This is a genomic window from Micromonospora sp. DT48, assembly GCF_049844495.1.
In the GTDB taxonomy this organism is placed as follows: Bacteria; Actinomycetota; Actinomycetes; order Mycobacteriales; family Micromonosporaceae; genus Micromonospora.
Map to the genome: position 1 here is coordinate 111742 of NZ_JBNCLE010000010.1, position 16376 is coordinate 128117.

The 16376-nt window shown below is 69.7% G+C and carries 17 protein-coding genes; 12 read left to right on the plus strand and 5 right to left on the minus strand.

The features are described 5' to 3' along the window. Nucleotides 1–133: 133 nt before the first annotated feature. Together galK and galE are read right to left on the minus strand one after the other, a co-directional pair. Complete coding sequence (gene galK, locus ACLQ2S_RS13900) at nucleotides 134–1303, minus strand: galactokinase (protein WP_155215188.1); 1170 nt, start codon at nucleotides 1301–1303, stop codon at nucleotides 134–136. After that, nucleotides 1300–2283, minus strand: coding sequence for a UDP-glucose 4-epimerase GalE (galE, locus tag ACLQ2S_RS13905; protein WP_309222716.1), 984 nt, complete (start codon nucleotides 2281–2283; stop codon nucleotides 1300–1302). Before galE ends, galK begins: the two co-directional genes overlap by 4 nt. Before the next feature lie 80 nt (nucleotides 2284–2363). Here galE and ACLQ2S_RS13910 point away from each other — a divergent pair, with 80 nt between their 5' ends. The 6 genes from ACLQ2S_RS13910 to ACLQ2S_RS13935 all read left to right on the plus strand — a co-directional run bounded on the left by ACLQ2S_RS13910 (nucleotide 2364) and on the right by ACLQ2S_RS13935 (nucleotide 6934). After that, nucleotides 2364–3362 (plus strand): hemolysin family protein, encoded by a 999-nt coding sequence (locus ACLQ2S_RS13910; protein ID WP_155215187.1) that lies wholly within the window; start codon nucleotides 2364–2366, stop codon nucleotides 3360–3362. 33 nt (nucleotides 3363–3395) lie between these two features. Then, nucleotides 3396–4421, plus strand: a complete 1026-nt coding sequence (gene trpS / locus ACLQ2S_RS13915) for a tryptophan--tRNA ligase (protein ID WP_155215186.1) — start codon at nucleotides 3396–3398, stop codon at nucleotides 4419–4421. 36 nt (nucleotides 4422–4457) lie between these two features. Continuing rightward, the gene (locus ACLQ2S_RS13920) at nucleotides 4458–5027 is read left to right on the plus strand and encodes a 2'-5' RNA ligase family protein (protein WP_155215185.1); all 570 of its coding nucleotides are present in this window, start codon (nucleotides 4458–4460) and stop codon (nucleotides 5025–5027) included. 63 nt (nucleotides 5028–5090) lie between these two features. Continuing rightward, complete coding sequence (locus tag ACLQ2S_RS13925; RefSeq protein WP_309222715.1) at nucleotides 5091–6014, plus strand: YhjD/YihY/BrkB family envelope integrity protein; 924 nt, start codon at nucleotides 5091–5093, stop codon at nucleotides 6012–6014. Nucleotides 6015–6033: 19 nt separating this feature from the next. Then, the gene (locus ACLQ2S_RS13930) at nucleotides 6034–6402 is read left to right on the plus strand and encodes a GntR family transcriptional regulator (protein WP_309222714.1); all 369 of its coding nucleotides are present in this window, start codon (nucleotides 6034–6036) and stop codon (nucleotides 6400–6402) included. Nucleotides 6403–6502: 100 nt separating this feature from the next. Further along, the gene (locus tag ACLQ2S_RS13935; RefSeq protein WP_309222713.1) at nucleotides 6503–6934 is read left to right on the plus strand and encodes a hypothetical protein; all 432 of its coding nucleotides are present in this window, start codon (nucleotides 6503–6505) and stop codon (nucleotides 6932–6934) included. Between the two features lie 27 nt (nucleotides 6935–6961). On the opposite strand, the gene ACLQ2S_RS13940 is transcribed toward ACLQ2S_RS13935, so the two are convergent. Next, complete coding sequence (locus ACLQ2S_RS13940) at nucleotides 6962–7375, minus strand: nuclear transport factor 2 family protein (protein ID WP_425701816.1); 414 nt, start codon at nucleotides 7373–7375, stop codon at nucleotides 6962–6964. An 87-nt stretch (nucleotides 7376–7462) separates the two neighbouring features. Here ACLQ2S_RS13940 and ACLQ2S_RS13945 point away from each other — a divergent pair, with 87 nt between their 5' ends. Next, nucleotides 7463–7903 (plus strand): MarR family winged helix-turn-helix transcriptional regulator, encoded by a 441-nt coding sequence (locus ACLQ2S_RS13945; RefSeq protein WP_425701817.1) that lies wholly within the window; start codon nucleotides 7463–7465, stop codon nucleotides 7901–7903. A 159-nt stretch (nucleotides 7904–8062) separates the two neighbouring features. On the opposite strand, the gene ACLQ2S_RS13950 is transcribed toward ACLQ2S_RS13945, so the two are convergent. Then, nucleotides 8063–9694, minus strand: a complete 1632-nt coding sequence (locus tag ACLQ2S_RS13950; protein WP_155215183.1) for a glycoside hydrolase family 13 protein — start codon at nucleotides 9692–9694, stop codon at nucleotides 8063–8065. Between the two features lie 179 nt (nucleotides 9695–9873). Next, nucleotides 9874–10953: a LacI family DNA-binding transcriptional regulator gene (locus ACLQ2S_RS13955; protein WP_155215182.1), complete on the minus strand. Its 1080-nt coding sequence runs from the start codon at nucleotides 10951–10953 to the stop codon at nucleotides 9874–9876. A gap of 328 nt (nucleotides 10954–11281) precedes the next feature. Between ACLQ2S_RS13955 and ACLQ2S_RS13960 the strand changes: the two genes are divergently transcribed. From ACLQ2S_RS13960 to ACLQ2S_RS13980, 5 genes are all read left to right on the plus strand, one after another. Then, nucleotides 11282–12583 carry an extracellular solute-binding protein gene (locus ACLQ2S_RS13960; protein ID WP_155215181.1) on the plus strand — a complete coding sequence of 434 codons (1302 nt, stop codon included), beginning with the start codon at nucleotides 11282–11284 and terminating at the stop codon, nucleotides 12581–12583. 89 nt (nucleotides 12584–12672) lie between these two features. Further along, nucleotides 12673–13689 (plus strand): carbohydrate ABC transporter permease, encoded by a 1017-nt coding sequence (locus ACLQ2S_RS13965; protein ID WP_155215180.1) that lies wholly within the window; start codon nucleotides 12673–12675, stop codon nucleotides 13687–13689. 1 nt (nucleotide 13690) lies between these two features. Next, on the plus strand, nucleotides 13691–14590 hold the full coding sequence (locus ACLQ2S_RS13970) for a sugar ABC transporter permease (RefSeq protein ID WP_155215179.1): 900 nt from the start codon (nucleotides 13691–13693) through the stop codon (nucleotides 14588–14590). A gap of 96 nt (nucleotides 14591–14686) precedes the next feature. Further along, nucleotides 14687–15028 (plus strand): hypothetical protein, encoded by a 342-nt coding sequence (locus tag ACLQ2S_RS13975; protein ID WP_309222711.1) that lies wholly within the window; start codon nucleotides 14687–14689, stop codon nucleotides 15026–15028. A 277-nt stretch (nucleotides 15029–15305) separates the two neighbouring features. Beyond that, nucleotides 15306–16367: a BMP family lipoprotein gene (locus tag ACLQ2S_RS13980; protein WP_155215393.1), complete on the plus strand. Its 1062-nt coding sequence runs from the start codon at nucleotides 15306–15308 to the stop codon at nucleotides 16365–16367. The last annotated feature ends 9 nt before the right edge of the window (nucleotides 16368–16376 follow it).

Sequence of the window (16376 nt, forward strand, 5' to 3'; positions counted from 1 at the left end):
GCGGTGGGGGCTCGATCCCCACCCCCCCCCCCCCCACGCCCCGGCCGCCCCCCCAACCCCGGGGTGCATCATGCGTTTTGGGGGGGGAGCGCGCGCGACCCCCACCAAAACTTCTTGATCGACGGGTCGAGGGTCAGGCCAGCCGGGTGGCGCCGGGGGCGGGGGTGACGGTGGTGACGGTGGGTGGGGTGAAGGCGCGGGTGGCGTAGGCGGCGGTGACGGCCTCGCTCACCCGGTCGGACTGGTCTGCCTCGACCAGGGCCAGCACACAGCCGCCGAAGCCGCCGCCGGTCATCCGGGCACCCAGTGCCCCGGCGGCCAGCGCCGCCTCGACGGCGGTGTCCACCTCGGGGACGGTGATGGCGAAGTCGTCGCGCATGCAGGCGTGCGAGGCGGTGAGCAGCGGCCCGATCTGCCGGACCTGCCCGCCGCGCAGCAGCGCGACGGTGTCGAGTACCCGCTGGTTCTCGGTGACCACGTGGCGGACCCGGCGGCGGATTTCGTCGTCGGGCAGCCGGGCCAACGCGTCGTCGAGACCGGCGGCCGGCACGTCCCGCAGGGCGGGCACGCCGAGCAGGGCGGCTGCCTTCTCGCAGCTGGCGCGGCGGGCCGCGTACTCACCGTCGGCGTGCCGGTGCGGGGCACGACTGTCGATCACCAACATGGCGAGGCCGGCGCTGTCGAGGTCGAAGGGGATGTGTTCGACCTGTTCGGTGCGGCAGTCGAGGAAGAGCGCGTGCCCGCCGCGGCAGCGGATCACCGCCGACTGGTCCATGATGCCGGTGGGCGCGCCGACGTAGTGGTTCTCGGCGCGCTGGGCCAGCCGAGGCTGCCCCTCGGCGGGCAGCGTCAGCCCGCCCAGGTCGACCAGCGCGGCGAGCACCGCGGCCTCCAGCGCGGCGGAGGAGGAGAGCCCGGCACCGAGCGGCACGTCGGAGGCGACGGCCAGCGAGACGCCGGGCACCGGGTGACCCGCCTCCCGCAACGCCCACACCACCCCGGCGACGTACGCCGCCCAGCCGGCCACCCGGCCGGGGTTGGTCACCTCGTCGACGCCGAAGCTGACCGTCTCGCCGGTCAGCTCGGAGTAGACCCTCCAGCGTCCGGGCTGCTGCACGGTGGCCGCCACGACGGTCCGCAGCGGTAGCGCGAAGGGCAGCACGAACCCGTCGTTGTAGTCGGTGTGCTCGCCGATCAGGTTGACCCGGCCGGGAGCCGCCCAGCGGCCGGCGGGTGCCTCACCGTACGCGTGCTGGAAGCAGGCGGTGGCGCGCTCGGCCACCTCGTCGCGGCGCGCGGTCATCGACGGTCCAGGATCTCGGCCCGGTAGAACGCCCAGGCGTCGGTGACCATGTCGTGCAGGGTGGGCTTGCGCGGCTGCCATCCCAGCTCGGCACGGGCCAGGTCGGAGGAGGCGACCAGTTCGGCCGGATCGCCGTCGCGGCGGGGGGCCATCTCGACCGGTACCGGCTGCCCGGTGACCTCGCGGACGACCTCGACCACCTGCCGGTTGGTGAAACCGTTGCCGTTGCCGAGGTTGTAGATGCGGTGCTGTCCGGCGGTCGCCGCGTCGAGGGCCAGCAGGTGGGCCTGGGCGAGGTCGGAGACGTGGATGTAGTCCCGGACGCAGGTGCCGTCGACGGTGGGGTAGTCGTCGCCGAAGAGTTGCAGCTTGTCCCGCCGACCGGCGGCCACCTCCAACGCGATCGGGATGAGGTGGGTTTCCGGGTCGTGCCGTTCACCGAGGGCGACGTCACCGTCGAGGTGGGCACCGGCGACGTTGAAGTAGCGCAGCGAGACGGCGGCCAGACCGTGACCGATCGACTCCGAGGTGAGCGCCATGTCGGCGGCGAGCTTGGTCGCTCCGTACGTGTTGGTGGGTGCCTTGACGGCGGTCTCCGGGATGGGCAGCTCGGTGGGGTTGCCGTAGACGGCGGCGGTGGAGGAGAAGACCAGCCGGGGCACGCCCGCGGCACGCACCGCGTCGATCAGCGCCAGGGTCCCGACGGTGTTGTTGTGCCAGTACCGTTCGGGGGCGACCATCGACTCGCCGGCGGCGATCAGGGCGGCGAAGTGCAGCACCCCGTCGAAGCCGGCCTGTGGGGTGAGCACCTTGGCCGCGTCGTGGATGCCGACCTCGACGTGGGTGGCCTCGGGAGCCAGCGCGACCCGGTGACCGGTGCGCAGGTCGTCCAGCACGACCACCTCGTGCCCGGCGTCGAGCAGCATCCGGGTCACCACGCTGCCGATGAAACCGGCCCCGCCGGTGACGAGCAGTTTCACGTCGCTTCCTCCTACCTGGCCGGTGCGGACGCGGCCTCGTGGTGGTCACCCTACGGGGCGTGGCTGGCTACCATCACTGCATGCGGGCCTCGCGTCGGCGCACACCCCGGCGGCGTGGCCACGACCTGCACCGCCGTCAGCCGGGACCGGTGGCCCGAGCGGTGGCCCGGGTCGTGGTCCGGGTCGCCGACGGTGCCGTGCGGCTCGTCACCCATCTGCTCGGCGCGGGACCGGCCGCCGGTCGGGAGCGGATCAGTGAGGCGGAACTGCGCGACCTGGTCGCCGCCAACACCGTCCTCGATCCGGTGGGGCAACGCATCATCGACGACGTGTTGGCCGCCGGTGCGAGCCTAGTACGCGAGGTGATGATGCCCCGTACCGAGGTGGTCTTCCTCTCCGCGGCGCTGACCATCGCCGAGGCGGAACCGTTGGTGCGGGCGGGACCGCACACCCGCTATCCGGTGGTCGACGGCACCCACGACGACGTGGTCGGCGTCGTGCATCTGCGTGACCTGGTGCTCAATCCGGACCGGGAGCCGGGCACCACGGTCGGGCAGTTGGCCCGCGAGGTCAAGCGCCTGCCGGCGAGCAAGCGGGTGCTGGCCGCGTTGACCGAGATGCGCCGGGAGGGGCATCACCTGGCGGTGGTGGTCGACGAGTACGGCGGCACCGCCGGCATCGTCACCTGCGAGGACCTCATCGAGGAGTTGGTCGGCGAGATCCACGACGAGTACGCGGAGGCGCCCGAGCCCGCGTACACCGGGTTGCCGGCGGTGGTGGACGGTCGGCTCAACCTGGCCGACTTCGCCGACCGCACCGGTGTCTCTCTGCCGACCGGGCCGTACGAGACGGTGGGCGGGTTCGTGATGGCCGCGCTGGGGCGGCTGCCGGCGCCGGGCGACGAGATCCCGGTCGGTCCGGAGCCGGTGGGGGCACCGGCCGGTGGCTGGCTGCTGCGGGTGTTGACCCTGGAAGGCCGGCGGGTGGCCCGCCTCGCGGTCACCGTCGCGCGGCTGCCCGAACAGCGCCGTGAGCCGGTGGCGGCGGCGGACCGGAGCCGACCCGCCGGCCCGTCATGACGTACGCCGGGCGTAGCTGACAGAATTGTCGGCATGTCCGACGTTCCGGCCCGCCCCCGCGTCTTCTCCGGTATCCAGCCGACAGCCGACTCGTTCCATCTCGGCAACTATCTCGGCGCGGTGCGGCACTGGGTGGCGTTGCAGGAGTCGCACGACGCCTTCTACTGCGTGGTGGACCTGCACGCCATCACCGCCGGGCACGATCCGAAGGTGCTGGTCCAGCGTTCCCGGGTGGCCGCCGCGCAGTTGCTCGCGGTCGGGCTGGACCCGGAGCGTTGCACCCTGTTCGTGCAGTCCCAGGTGCCGGAGCACACCCAGTTGGCGTGGGTGCTCGGCTGCCTGACCGGGTTCGGCGAGGCCAGCCGGATGACCCAGTTCAAGGACAAGTCGCAGAAGCAGGGCAACGAGCGGTCCAGCGTCGGCCTGTTCACCTACCCGATCCTGCAGGCCGCCGACATCCTGCTCTACCAGGCCAACGCGGTACCGGTCGGTGAGGACCAGCGGCAGCACCTGGAGCTTTCCCGGGACCTGGCGCAGCGGTTCAACTCGCTGTTCGGTCGGACCTTCACCGTGCCGGAGCCGCACATCGTGAAGGCCACCGCGAAGATCACCGACTTGCAGGATCCGACCGCGAAGATGTCGAAGTCGTCCTCGTCGCCGGCCGGCATCGTCGACCTGCTGGAGGATCCGGCGCGTTCGGCGAAGAAGATCCGGTCGGCGGTGACCGACACCGGTCGGGAGATCGTCTTCGACGAGGCGACCAAGCCGGGGATCTCCAACCTGCTCACCATCTACTCGGCGTTGAGCGGGCGGGGCATCGACGACCTGGTCGTGGCGTACGTCGGCAAGGGTTACGGCGACCTGAAGAAGGACCTCGCCGAGGTGGTCCGGGAGTTCGTCAGCCCGATCCAGCAGCGCACCCGCTCGTACCTCGACGATCCCGCCCAGTTGGACAAGCTCCTCGCGGCCGGTGCGGAGAAGGCCCGCGCGGTGGCGGCGCCGACGCTGCGTACCGCGTACGAGCGGGTGGGCTTCTTCCCTCCGGTACGTGGTGAGTGACCGCTCGGTCGAGGGCGGCGGTGTGGGCAGGCGTCGATGGCCGAAGGGGTGGCGCGGAGCGTGGATCAGGGGCCCGGAGCACCGGTGGCCGGCGACAGCGTCCAGATCGGCATCGCGGTCGACATCCCGGAGCCGTGGGGCAGCCTGCTGACCCGGCGTCGGCTGGAGGCCGGTGACCAGAACACGGTGCCGGCTCACGTCACCCTGCTCGGGCCGACCGAGATTCCGGTGAGCGCGTTGCCGGCCGTGGAACGGCACCTCGTCCGGGTCGCCGCCGAGCACCTGCCGTTCACCCTGCACCTGCGGGGTACCGGCACGTTCCGGCCGGTGACCCAGGTGGTCTTCGTCACGGTCGCCGCCGGCATCAGCGAGTGCGAGCTGCTCGCCGCCGCCATCAACGCCGCTCCGCAGCTACGCCGGGAGCTTCGGTTCCCCTACCATCCACACGTCACGGTCGCCCAGGATGTCGCGCCGGAGGCGCTGGACCAGGTGTACGAGGACCTGGCGGACTTCTCCGCGATGTTCGAAGTGGATCACTTCACGCTCTTCTCGCACAGCGGACAGACCCGCTGGCAACCGCGCCGCGACTTCCGACTGGGCGGCTGAGCGTCGCCGTCGGCGGTGTCGGGTACCTCTGACACGCGACGACGGATCGGCGAGGATGACGACGTGAACGTTCTGGGTCGGGTCGAGGCGGCCGTCGACCGTCGGCTGACCGCCGTGCGTCGCCGCTCCCCGGCCTTCAGCCACCTGTGGCGTGCCGGGGTGCTCTACACCGATCTGCAGGGCGGTCGACTGGCTGCCGCCATCGCCTACTACGGCTTCTTCGCGGTCTTCGCGCTGGCCCTGGTCGCGTACGCGATCTTCGGCGCGATCCTGGAGGACAACGACGAGGTGAGCGCGGCGGCGGAGGAGTTCCTCGGCGAGAATCTGCCGTTCCTCGATCCGGCCCAGGTCGCCGACAGCAGCGGCACCGTCGGGCTGGTCGGCCTGTTGATCCTGGTGTTGACCGGGATCGGGTGGGTGGAGGCGATCCGGTCCTCGCAGCGGCTGATCCACGGGCTCAACCAGCATCCGGGCAACCTGGTGGTGCGCCGCCTGGTCGACCTGGGTGTGCTGGTGGTCGTCTTCGTGCTGCTCGGTCTCTCGGTGGCGGCCGTGGACGCCCTGGAGTCGTTGCTGCGGTTCCTGCTGCGCAGCACCGGTTCGTTCGCGCTCACCACGGTCAGCGCGGTGCTCAGCGTGCTGGTCAACGCGGTGTTGGCCACGCTGTTGCTGGTCGCGGTGCCCCGGGTGCGGATGAGCCGGTCCCGGCTGCGGCCGGTGGTGCTGATCGTCGCGGTCGGCATTACCCTGCTCAACACCGTCGGTCGTTTCTGGGTGGGTCGGGTCGAGCACAACCCGGCGTACACGGTGGTGGCGACCGCCGTCGGGCTGCTGGTCTACCTTTACCTGCTCAACCAACTGGTGCTGTTCGGTGCCGCGCTGGCGGCGACGAGCCGGCACGGCCGGACGGTGGACTTGGCGGTCCGTCCCCGGCCGACCGAGGTCGACGTGGACGCCGATCCGGGTGCGCCGGGTGGGGCGGGTTGACGCGGTGGGAGGGACAGGCGTGCAGATCTCGATCGACCCGGGTTCGTCGGTGCCGCCGTACGAGCAGGTGCGCGGGCAGCTCGCGGAGCTAATCGGGGATGGTCGACTGCCGGTGGGCGCGAAACTGCCCACCGTCCGGCAGTTCGCCGCCGACCTGGGCTTGGCGGTGAACACGGTGGCTCGCGCGTACCGCGAGTTGGAGGCGGCGGGTCTGCTGGAGACCCGTGGTCGGCACGGCACCTTCGTCGCGCCCGGCCGCGATGACGCGGTGGACCGGTTGCAGCGGCTGGCCGCCGGGTACGCGACCGAGGCGACTCGGTTGGGTGTTCCGACGGACCGGGCGCTGTCCCTGGTCCGGGCGGCCCTCGACGCGGCACGGCCGAGCTGAGAGCAGGCCCGCGCTTCTGGGCCGTCGGCAGGGCACCTCGACGGTGGGATGCGCGGGGAAGTCGCACCCGGGTCGGGCGGGAAACCACCATGATGGGCCCGTGGGGGCACTTGTGACGCTGGACCTGCCGGACGACTCGCCGATGCTGGACCTACCGTGGATCATCACGTTCGGTCCGCTCGACGACATCGACGAGTGGGAGGCGGTGGTCTGCGGCCCGTACGAGCGACCACACGCGTTGGCGTTGGCCGAGGCGGTGGTGGCCGAGGAACAGTTCATGGCGGTGGTGGAGCCGCTGGTGCCGGCGGTTTCGGTGGAGCAGATCCGCAGCGAGATCACCGCCGCGCAGTCCGCCGCCGCCGAGGCAGCCCGGATCGACCAGGCCGACCTGTACGGCGACGTCGAGGACGTCGTCGACGAGGAACTGACCGAACCCGACCACCCGGCGGAGCCGCTACTTGCGCCGAGCGAGGCCGAGCTACGCGCGGGCTTCCGCCGCGTGGCCGCCCGCCTGCCCGGCGCGACCGAGTGAGGACCACCCGGCGCGCGCCCGATCAGGTCACTGTTCGTGCGTCCAGGCGAGGGTGATGCGCAGCTGGCTGATTCGCCAGCCCGCCGAGGTACGCACGGCGGTGCAGGCCACGCGTACGCCACTGGTCTGGTGCGGTGGCGCGCCATCCCGGTAGCGGTAGACGAGCTGGTTGGCGCTCGCCTCGGCCTGCTCGCCGTTGACGTGCACGAGGACGTCGCCGTGCACATGCAGGGTTTGCTCGCCGGCAACCTGGCTGCGCTTCAGGTAGGAGGCCACCTCGTCGAGACCGTGCAGCTGGCCGCCTAGCGGGGAGTGCACCACGACGTCGGGGTGGTAAACGGTGTGGACGTCGTCGTAGCGGCCGTCGTCCAGCAGGTTGGCCAGCCGGGCGAACAGCTCGGCGATCTCGATGCGGTCAGTGGTCAGGGTGGCGGTGGACACCAGAGCCCTCCTTGATGGTGACTCCAACATTGGTGAAACCAACATAGCGGCAAATGTTGGAGAGGCCAACACATTAGGGTGGGTGTCATGGATGACGTTCCCCAGCGCTTGACGGTGAAGCCGAGTTGGCTGATCACCCAGCTTGCCGTGCACACCCGCCGGCTGGTGTCCGACGGCTTCGCGGCAGCGGGAGCGCGCGGCTACCACTACCGCATCCTGGCCGCCTTGCACGAGTTCGGGCCGTCAAGCCAGGCGTTGCTCGGCCGCCGCTGCCGCATCGACCGCAGCGACGTCGTCGCGGCCGTCAACGAACTGGTCGAGCTGGGCTTCGTCGACCGGATACCGGACCCGGAACACGGACGGCGCAACCGGGTGACCCTCACCGAAGCCGGTCTGCGGCAACTGCACCGCATCGACGGGGTGCTCGACCAGGTGCAGGACGAACTGCTCAAGACGCTGTCGGCGACCGAGCGGCAGACACTGAACAATTTGCTCAGCCGGGTGCTCGCCCAGCACGAACCGAGCTGACCACCGGTCGCCGCCGTGACTCGACGACACAGAGTGGCCGGTGCCCGGGGGATCGCCCCGGGCACCGGCCACCGTCGCACCCCCCACCACAGGGGTCTTGCTCAGCCGCCCGGCGGCGCGTAGCACGCCGGACGGCCGAGTCGATGGGTTTGTACCCGTTCAGGACCGCTCGAACCACACCGCCGCGTCCACCGGCAGCAGGTGCCCACCGTCGCGTTCGGTCAGCGTCGCGCTGGCGACGAGGGGAGTGCCGTACCCGTCGATCGCCACCGGCGCGTCGCTGATGTTCACCACGCAGGTCAACACGGTCTCGTCGGCCCGGCGCTCGAAGGCGAGCACTCCCGGACCGGTCTCCAACCAGGTGATGCCGCCGACACCGGCCAACGCCGGGTGCTGGCCGCGGATCCGCAGCGCCGCGCGGTACAGCTCCAGGGTGGAGCCGGGTGTGCCGGTCTGCGCGGCCACCGACAGGTCACGCCAGGTCGCCGGAGCGGGCAGCCAGCTCAGCTCGCTACCGGCCGGGCCGAAGCCGTACGGCGCCAGTTCGCCGCTCCACGGGATCGGCACCCGGCAGCCGTCCCGGCTCTCACCGGTACGCAGGAAGGCCGGGTCCTGGCGCAGCTCGTCGGGCAGGTCCAGCACCTCGGGCAGGCCCAGTTCCTCACCCTGGTAGAGGTAGGCGCAGCCGGGCAGGGCGAGCATCAGCAGCGCGGCGGCCCGGGCCCGGCGCAGCCCGATCTCCCCGTCGCCGTAGCGGGTGACGTGCCGTTGCCGGTCGTGGTTGGACAGCACCCAGGTGGTCGGTGCGCCGACGATCGTCGACTCGGCGAGCGCCGTGTCGATCACTTTGCGGAACGAGTCCGCCGACCAGGTGGCGTCGAGGAAGTCGAAGCTGAAAGCCTGGTGCAGCTCGTCCGGGCCGATGTAGCGGGCCAGTCGCTGCGGGGTCTCGGCCCACGCCTCGGCGACGGCCATCCGACCACCCGGGTAGCTGTCCAGGATGGGTCGCCAGGCGCGGTAGATCTCGTGCACCTCGTCCTGGTCGAAGTAGGGCAGCCGACCCTTGCCGAGCAGTTCGGACTGGCGTCGGCCGGTGGTCATCGAGCTGAATCCGACGTCCGGCAACCCTTCGGCCTTGATCATGCCGTGGGCCACGTCGATCCGGAATCCGTCGACGCCACGGTCCAACCAGAAGCGCAGGATGTCCTCGAACTCGGCGCGTACCTCGGGGTGTCGCCAGTTCAGGTCGGGCTGGGCCGGGTCGAACAGGTGCAGGTACCACTGACCGTCGGCAACCCGGGTCCAGGCCGGGCCGCCGAAGATGCTCTCCCAGTCGTTGGGGGGCAGTTCGCCGTCGTCGCCCTTGCCGTCGGCGAAGAGGTAGCGCGCCCGCTCCGGTGAGCCGGGGGCGGCGGCCAGTGCCGCAGTGAACCACGGGTGCTTGTCGGAGGTGTGGTTCGGCACGATGTCGACGATGATCCGCAGGCCGAGCGCGTGGGCGTCGGTGATCATCGCCTCGAAGTCGGCGAGGTTGCCGAACATCGGGTCCACGTCGCGGTAGTCGGCGACGTCGTAACCGCCGTCGACCATGGGCGAGGTGTAGAAGGGGGTCAGCCAGAGCGCGTCGACACCGAGGTCACGCAGGTACGGCAGGCGTGCCCGGATGCCCTGGAGGTCGCCGATGCCGTCGCCGTCGGAGTCGGCGAAGCTGCGGACGTAGACCTGGTAGACGACGGCGGACCGCCACCAGTCGGCGTCGGAGGTCAGCGGCGAGGGGGTGCTGACGGTCATCGGGTGTTCCCCGTTTCTGCTGTCGCGGGACGGCGGCAACCCGGCGCTGGTGAGGTGGGGACGCACGGGTGTCTGAGAAGGATGCCGGGCCAACTCTGCAAGAGTCAAGCATTTCTTGCGCAAGATGCGCCACAGGAGCCGTCCTCTGGCCCAGTCGGGCCGGTGCTGCTTCGGGCGGGCTACGCCGGGACCGCGATCGCCGGCGGGGCCGGCCGCTGCCGGCTGGGACCGCTCGGCGTACCGTCCTGCCGGGCCACCGCCGTCGACCCCCGCACCACCAGTTCCGGCCGGAACAGGTACTCCGAGTGTGGGGCGCCATGGCCGTTGATCTCGTCGACCAGGGCCCGCACCGCGGCGATCGCCATGGCGGCCACCGGCTGGCGCATGGTGGTCAGGGGCGGGTCGGTGAAGGCCATCAGCGGTGAGTCGTCGTAGCCGACCACCGAGAGGTCCTCCGGCACCGACATGCCCCGCTGTCGGGCGGCCCGGATGGCACCGAGGGCCATCAGGTCGGAGCCGCAGACGATGCCGGTGGCGCCGCGCTCGATCAACCGGGCCGCCGCCGCCTCCCCGCCTTCGACGCCGAACAGCGACAGCTCGGTCAGCTCGGCCAACTCGGGTTCGTCCACACCCGCGAGACGTTCCATCGCCGACTTGTATCCGCTGACCTTGCGCTGCACCGGCACGAAGCGGTCCGGTCCGGTGATCAGACCGATCCGGCGGTGGCCCAGAGCCACCAGGTGGGCCACCGCCAGTTCGGCGGCCTCCCGGTCGTCGCAGGAGACGAAGGGCGCGGGCAGGCCCGGCGCGTACCCGTTGATCATCACGATCGGCAGCGGGCGGGCGAGCAGGGTGCGGTACCGGTCGTGGTCGGCGGCGGTGTCGGCGTGCAGGCCGGAGACGAAGACGATGCCGGACACCTGTCGGTCCAACAGCATCTCGACGTACTCGTCCTCGCGTACGCCGCCGGGGGTCTGGGTGCACAGCACCGGGGTGTAGCCGGTGGGGGCCAGCGCCGACTCGATGATCTGGGCGAACGCCGGGAAGATCGGGTTGTCCAGCTCCGGAACCACCAGACCGACCAACCCGGCGCTGCGCTTGCGCAGTCGGGCGGGGCGCTCGTAGCCGAGCACGTCGAGGGCGGTCAGGACGGCCTGCCGGGTCTCGGGGGCCACGCCGGGGCGGTCGTTGAGCACCCGCGACACCGTGGCCTCACTGACGTCGGCCTGCTGGGCGATGTCGGACAGGCGAGCGCGCATGGCGGCACTGTAGCTCACCACCATCTTCTTGCGCAGTGGCCAGCAAGAAGTTGCAGGACCCGGCAGGGTGTGTCGAGGGCACGCCTCGCCAGCGCGGCAGCCGTGCCGTTAGGGCACGTTCGGTCCGCACATGCTGCGCTGATGGTGACCGATACGGCGAGTTCGGTCACCGGATTCTGTGGGCGAAATGCCCCGACGGCGGCCACTTGTCGGTAACCGGAGTTGCGGATGGGGCACGGTTGTTGCAGCGGTGTTCGCAAGGGGTTTCTAGTTTCGAAAGTTCTTGCTACTGTCCCGCCGTTACCCGGCAGGCAACCTAGGAGCGAACATGCGCCGCACAGCCAGGGGGATCGCCGTACTCGCCTCTGCCACTCTCGCCCTTTCCGTCGCCGCGTGCGGCGGCGAGGAGAAGGCGGCCGAGGGGCAGCCGGCGGTCGACCCCGCCTCCCTCACCGCAGAACTGACCTGGTGGGACACCTCGGACCCGAAGAACGAGGGCCCGGCGTTCCAGGAGCTGATCGCCAAGTTCAACCAGACCTACCCGAACGTCAAGATCAACTACCAGTCGGTCCCGTTCGGTGAGGCGCAGAACAAGTTCAAGACCGCCGCGCAGGCCAAGACCGGTGCCCCGGACATCCTGCGGGCCGAGGTCGCCTGGGTGCCCGAGTTCGCCTCGCTGGGTCACCTGTACGCGCTGGACGGCTCCGAGCTGCTCGCCGACGAGTCCGACTTCCTGGAGACCCCGCTCGCCTCCAACAAGTTCGACGGCAAGACCTACGGCGTTCCTCAGGTCACCGACAGCCTCGCGCTGATGTACAACAAGGAACTGCTGAACCGGGCCGGCATCAGCGAGCCGCCGAAGACCTGGGCCGAGCTGAAGACGGCGGCGAAGACCATCAAGGACAAGACCGACGCCGAGGGGCTCTACCTCAACCCGGCCGGCTACTTCCTGCTGCCCTTCATGTACGGCGAGGGCGGCGACCTGGTCGACGCCGCGAACAAGAAGATCATCATCAACTCGGAGCAGAACGCGGCCGGGCTGGCGATCGCCAAGGACCTGATCGACAGCGGGGCGGCTGCCAAGCCGTCCGCCAACGACGCCTACGGCACCATGATGACCCTCTTCAAGGAGAAGAAGGTCGCCATGATCATCAACGGGCCGTGGGAGGTCAACAACGTCCAGCAGGCACCGGACTTCGGCGGCCTGGAGAACCTGGGCATTGCGCCGGTGCCGGGCGGCTCGACCCGCGCCGGTGGTCCGGTCGGCGGCCACAACTACGTGATCTGGTCCGGCATGCCGCAGGAGAAGGTCGACGCCGCCGTCGCGTTCGTCAAGTTCATGAGCTCCGCCGAGTCGCAGGCGTTCCTGTCCGAGAAGCTCGGCCTGCTGCCGACCCGCAGCTCGGCGTACGACCTCGACGCGGTGAAGAACAACCCCACCGTCGCCGCCTTCCAGCCGGTGGTCGAGGCCGGCGTCGGTCGTCCGTGGATCCCCGAGGCCGGTCAGTTCTTCGGCCCGCTCGACCAGATGGCCACCGAGGTCCTGATCCAGAACAAGGACCCGAAGGCCGCGCTGGACACCGTCGCGAAGAAGTACAAGGCCGAGGTCGTTCCCTCCTACGAGAACTGACCTCAGCCGGATCTCTCGGCACCCGGCAGGGTCGCGTGACCGGCACCGGTCACCGGCCCTGCCGGACCTCCCCTCATGGAGCGCAGCTGATGACCACCGTGACAGCCGAACCGGCGCCCCCCTCGCCGCCGCCCGGCCGATCCGCTCGTCCCTCCCGGCTGCGCCGCAGCTGGGAGCAACACTGGTACGCCTGGGCGATGGTGCTGCCCGTCGTCATCGTCCTGGCAGTCCTGATCTTCTACCCGCTGGTCCGGGGGATCTGGATCTCCCTCACCAACCTCACCGAGGCCAACCAGGCCGCAGAGATCTGCACCAGGTCGATCACCGGTGGCGAGGTCTGTGCCGAGAACCCCAACCGGTGGGAGTTCGTCGGTCTCGACAACTACATCAACGTGCTCAGCGGCAATGTCGGCGACTTCTGGCAGTGGACCGGCATCACGCTGATCTGGACTCTCGGGTGCGTCGTGTTCCACTACGGTCTGGGCCTCGGCCTGGCCGTGATGCTCAACCGTCCGATGCGGGGTCGCGGTCTCTACCGGGTGCTGCTGGTCCTGCCCTGGGCGGTACCGGCCTTCGTCAGCGCCTTCGCCTGGAAGTTCATCTTCAACGAGCGCTTCGGCCTGGCGAACTCGCTGCTCACCTCGCTCGGCATCGACTCGGTCGACTGGTTCGCCAACCAGTGGACGTCGCTGCTCACCGCGATCATCACCAACATCTGGCTCGGCGTGCCGTTCATGATGGTCGCCCTGCTGGGCGGGATGCAGACGATTCCCGGCGAGTTGTACGAGGCCGCCGAGATCGACGGTGCCTCCGCGTGGCAGCGGTTCCGCAACATCACCCTGCCGGGACTGCGCCCGGTCAGCATGACGGTGATCCTGCTCGGCACGATCTGGACGTTCAACATGTTCCCGATCATCTTCCTGGTGACCGAGGGGCAGCCGGCGGGCGAGACCGAGATCCTGGTGACCGGTGCCTTCCGGGCGGCGTTCGAGGGCATCCGCAACTACTCGCTCGCGTCCACGTACGGCGTGCTGATCCTGTCGATCCTGCTGGTGTTCTCGCTGTTCTACCGGCGGGCGCTGCGCAAGCAAGGCGAGGTGTGGTGACATGAGCCAACTGACCACTCCCGCAGCGGCGGTTCCGGCCGCCCCGGCGAAGGTCGGCAACCGGCCCGGCCGCAGCCGGCGCAGCCCGGTGAAATCCCTGCTGCTGCACGGCACGCTGGTCATCGCCTCGCTGATCGCGCTCGGCCCGATCGTCTGGGTGCTGCTGGCCTCGTTCAAACCCGGGTACGCGGTGCAGAGCAGCGAGCTGACCCTGGTCAAGGACCCGACCCTGGCCAACTACAGCTACGTGCTGTTCGACACGAACTTCCCGAGGTGGCTGCTGAACTCGGTGATCGTGGCGGCGTTCACGATGCTGATCGGCATCTTCTTCTCGGCCACCACCGGATACGCGGTGTCCCGGTTCAACTTCCCCGGGCGTCGGCCGTTGATGATGACCTTCCTGATCACCCAGATGTTCCCGGCGGCCATCCTGATCGTGCCGATCTACACGATCATGGCCCGGCTCGGTCTGATCAACACGTTGCCGGCTCTGGTCATCGCGTACCTGACCATCGCGGTGCCGTTCTGCGCCTGGATGCTCAAGGGCTACTTCGACTCCATCCCCACCTCGCTGGACGAGGCGGCGGCGCTGGACGGCTGCGGTCCGTTCGCGATCTTCTGGCGGGTGGTGTTGCCACTGGCCCGACCGGCCATCGCGGTCACCGCCTTCTACACCTTCCTCACCGCCTGGGGCGAGGTGATGTACGCGTCGGCGTTCATCCAGACCGACGACACGTTCACCCTGGCGTACGGGCTCCAGCAGTTCGTGCCGCAGTTCAACCCGCAGTGGGAGTACCTGACGGCGGCGGCGGTCCTGGTGACCGTGCCGGCCGGTGTGGTGTTCATGATCGCTCAGCGGCACCTGGTCTCCGGGCTGACCGCCGGAGGCACCAAGGGCTGACCGGGCGTGATCGGCCGGTCGCCGGTGCCGGGAGCAGCCCGGATTTCCGGGGGCGCCTCTACTACAAAACGTCGTTGATAGGGCAGGATGGGTCGGGTGGAAGCACTTCGACTCATCCTCCTCTACGTCCATCTGATCGGGTTCGCGCTGCTGCTCGGTGGTGCGATCGCCCAATACCTCACCGGCAAGCTCCGGGTCAACGCCGCCATGCTCTGGGGGGCCGTGATCCAGGTGCTGAGCGGCATCGGGCTGAGCGCGCCGCTGCGCGACGGCGACGAGCCGGCGCCGGGGAAGCTTGTGACGAAGCTGGTGATCGCTCTGCTGATCTTCGTCATGGTCTTCTTCTCCCGTAAGCGCACTGAGGTCAACCGGGGGCACTTCCTCGCCATCGTGGGACTCACCCTGGTCAACGCGGCTGTGGCGGTCTTCTGGCGGTAGCGGGGCGGCCCACTGCGCCGACGGAGAAAACTCGCTTTTACGGCACACGCCCACCTGTCTACCGGCACCCTGAGTGACGGGGCCCACCCAAGCATTACGTAGGGGTAACAGGCCTCCAACAGTCCTGCACGATTGTCGGTCGGCAGGTGGGCGTGGGCGTACGCTCTCCTCCCGTAACGTGGGACGCCGGCGGCAAGGCGCAGGCCGGTTCAAGGGCTGCCACCGCGTAACCCGCGGTGTGCAATGGGAAGGAGACGTCTTGCGCTCGGTGCGTGGGATGCGGATCGCCTCGATCATCGCGGCGGGTGGGCTCGTACTGAGCGCCGCCGCCTGTGGCGAGGCTCCGGATGAGGACAACAACGCCGGTTCAGGCGAGAAGTACACCGCCTGCATGGTCACTGACGTCGGCGGCATCGACGACAAGTCGTTCAACGCCTCCGCCTGGAAGGGCCTAGAAGAGGCCAAGGCGGAGAACAGCAACATCGACATCAAGTACGTCGCGTCCAAGGCTGAGGCGGACTACGAGCCGAACCTCACCCAGTACGTCAACCAGGACTGCGACTTCATCCTGGCCGTCGGTGGGCTGATGCAGGACGCCACCAAGAAGATCGCCGAGGCGAACCCGGACCAGCAGTTCGGCATCGTCGACGCCAACCCGGGCGTGGCCAACGTCTACCCGATGGAGTTCGACACCGCCCAGGCCGGCTTCCTGGCCGGGTACGTCGCCGCCGGGATGAGCGAGAGCGGCAAGGTGGCGACCTACGGCGGCATGAAGATCCCGCCGGTGACCATCTTCATGGACGGCTTCGTCGACGGCGTGGCCTACTACAACGAGGCCAAGAGCGCGAGCGTCCAGGCCCTCGGTTGGAACAAGGAGACCCAGAACGGCTCCTTCACCAACGACTTCGTCAAGCAGGACGAGGGCAAGAAGGTCAGCGACGCGCTGGTCGCCCAGGGTGCGGACATCATCATGCCGGTCGCCGGCGGCGCCGGCCTCGGCACCACCGGTGCGGCCAAGGCCTCGGGTGGCAAGTACAACACCATCTGGGTGGACGTCGACGGCTGCGAGAGCACCCCGGACTGCCCGGCGATCATCACCACCGTGGTGAAGAACATCCCGGGTGCGGTCAAGGACGCCGTCCTCAAGGCCGCTGGCGGCGAGAAGCTCAACGCCGAGGAGGGCTTCGTCGGCACGCTGGCCAACGAGGGCGTCTCGCTGGCCCCGTACCACGACTTCGACAGCAAGGTTCCGGCCGAGCTGAAGGCCGAGGTCGACAAGCTGAAGGCGGACATCGCCGCCGGCACCGTCACGGTCACCTCGGCCGCCCAGCCGAAGTGACCCGGGTCG

Bases quoted from the DNA above. Each gene is read 5' to 3' on its own strand.
- galK (WP_155215188.1), bottom strand. From the start codon at position 1,303: ATGACCGCGCGCCGCGACGAGGTGGCCGAGCGCGCCACCGCCTGCTTC.
- ACLQ2S_RS13955 (WP_155215182.1), bottom strand. From the start codon at position 10,953: ATGCGCGCTCGCCTGTCCGACATCGCCCAGCAGGCCGACGTCAGTGAG.
- ACLQ2S_RS13950 (WP_155215183.1), bottom strand. From the start codon at position 9,694: ATGACCGTCAGCACCCCCTCGCCGCTGACCTCCGACGCCGACTGGTGG.
- ACLQ2S_RS13960 (WP_155215181.1), top strand. From the start codon at position 11,282: ATGCGCCGCACAGCCAGGGGGATCGCCGTACTCGCCTCTGCCACTCTC.
- ACLQ2S_RS13920 (WP_155215185.1), top strand. From the start codon at position 4,458: ATGGCCGAAGGGGTGGCGCGGAGCGTGGATCAGGGGCCCGGAGCACCG.
- ACLQ2S_RS13910 (WP_155215187.1), top strand. From the start codon at position 2,364: ATGCGGGCCTCGCGTCGGCGCACACCCCGGCGGCGTGGCCACGACCTG.
- ACLQ2S_RS13945 (WP_425701817.1), top strand. From the start codon at position 7,463: ATGGATGACGTTCCCCAGCGCTTGACGGTGAAGCCGAGTTGGCTGATC.
- ACLQ2S_RS13980 (WP_155215393.1), top strand. From the start codon at position 15,306: ATGCGGATCGCCTCGATCATCGCGGCGGGTGGGCTCGTACTGAGCGCC.
- ACLQ2S_RS13965 (WP_155215180.1), top strand. From the start codon at position 12,673: ATGACCACCGTGACAGCCGAACCGGCGCCCCCCTCGCCGCCGCCCGGC.
- trpS (WP_155215186.1), top strand. From the start codon at position 3,396: ATGTCCGACGTTCCGGCCCGCCCCCGCGTCTTCTCCGGTATCCAGCCG.
- ACLQ2S_RS13970 (WP_155215179.1), top strand. From the start codon at position 13,691: ATGAGCCAACTGACCACTCCCGCAGCGGCGGTTCCGGCCGCCCCGGCG.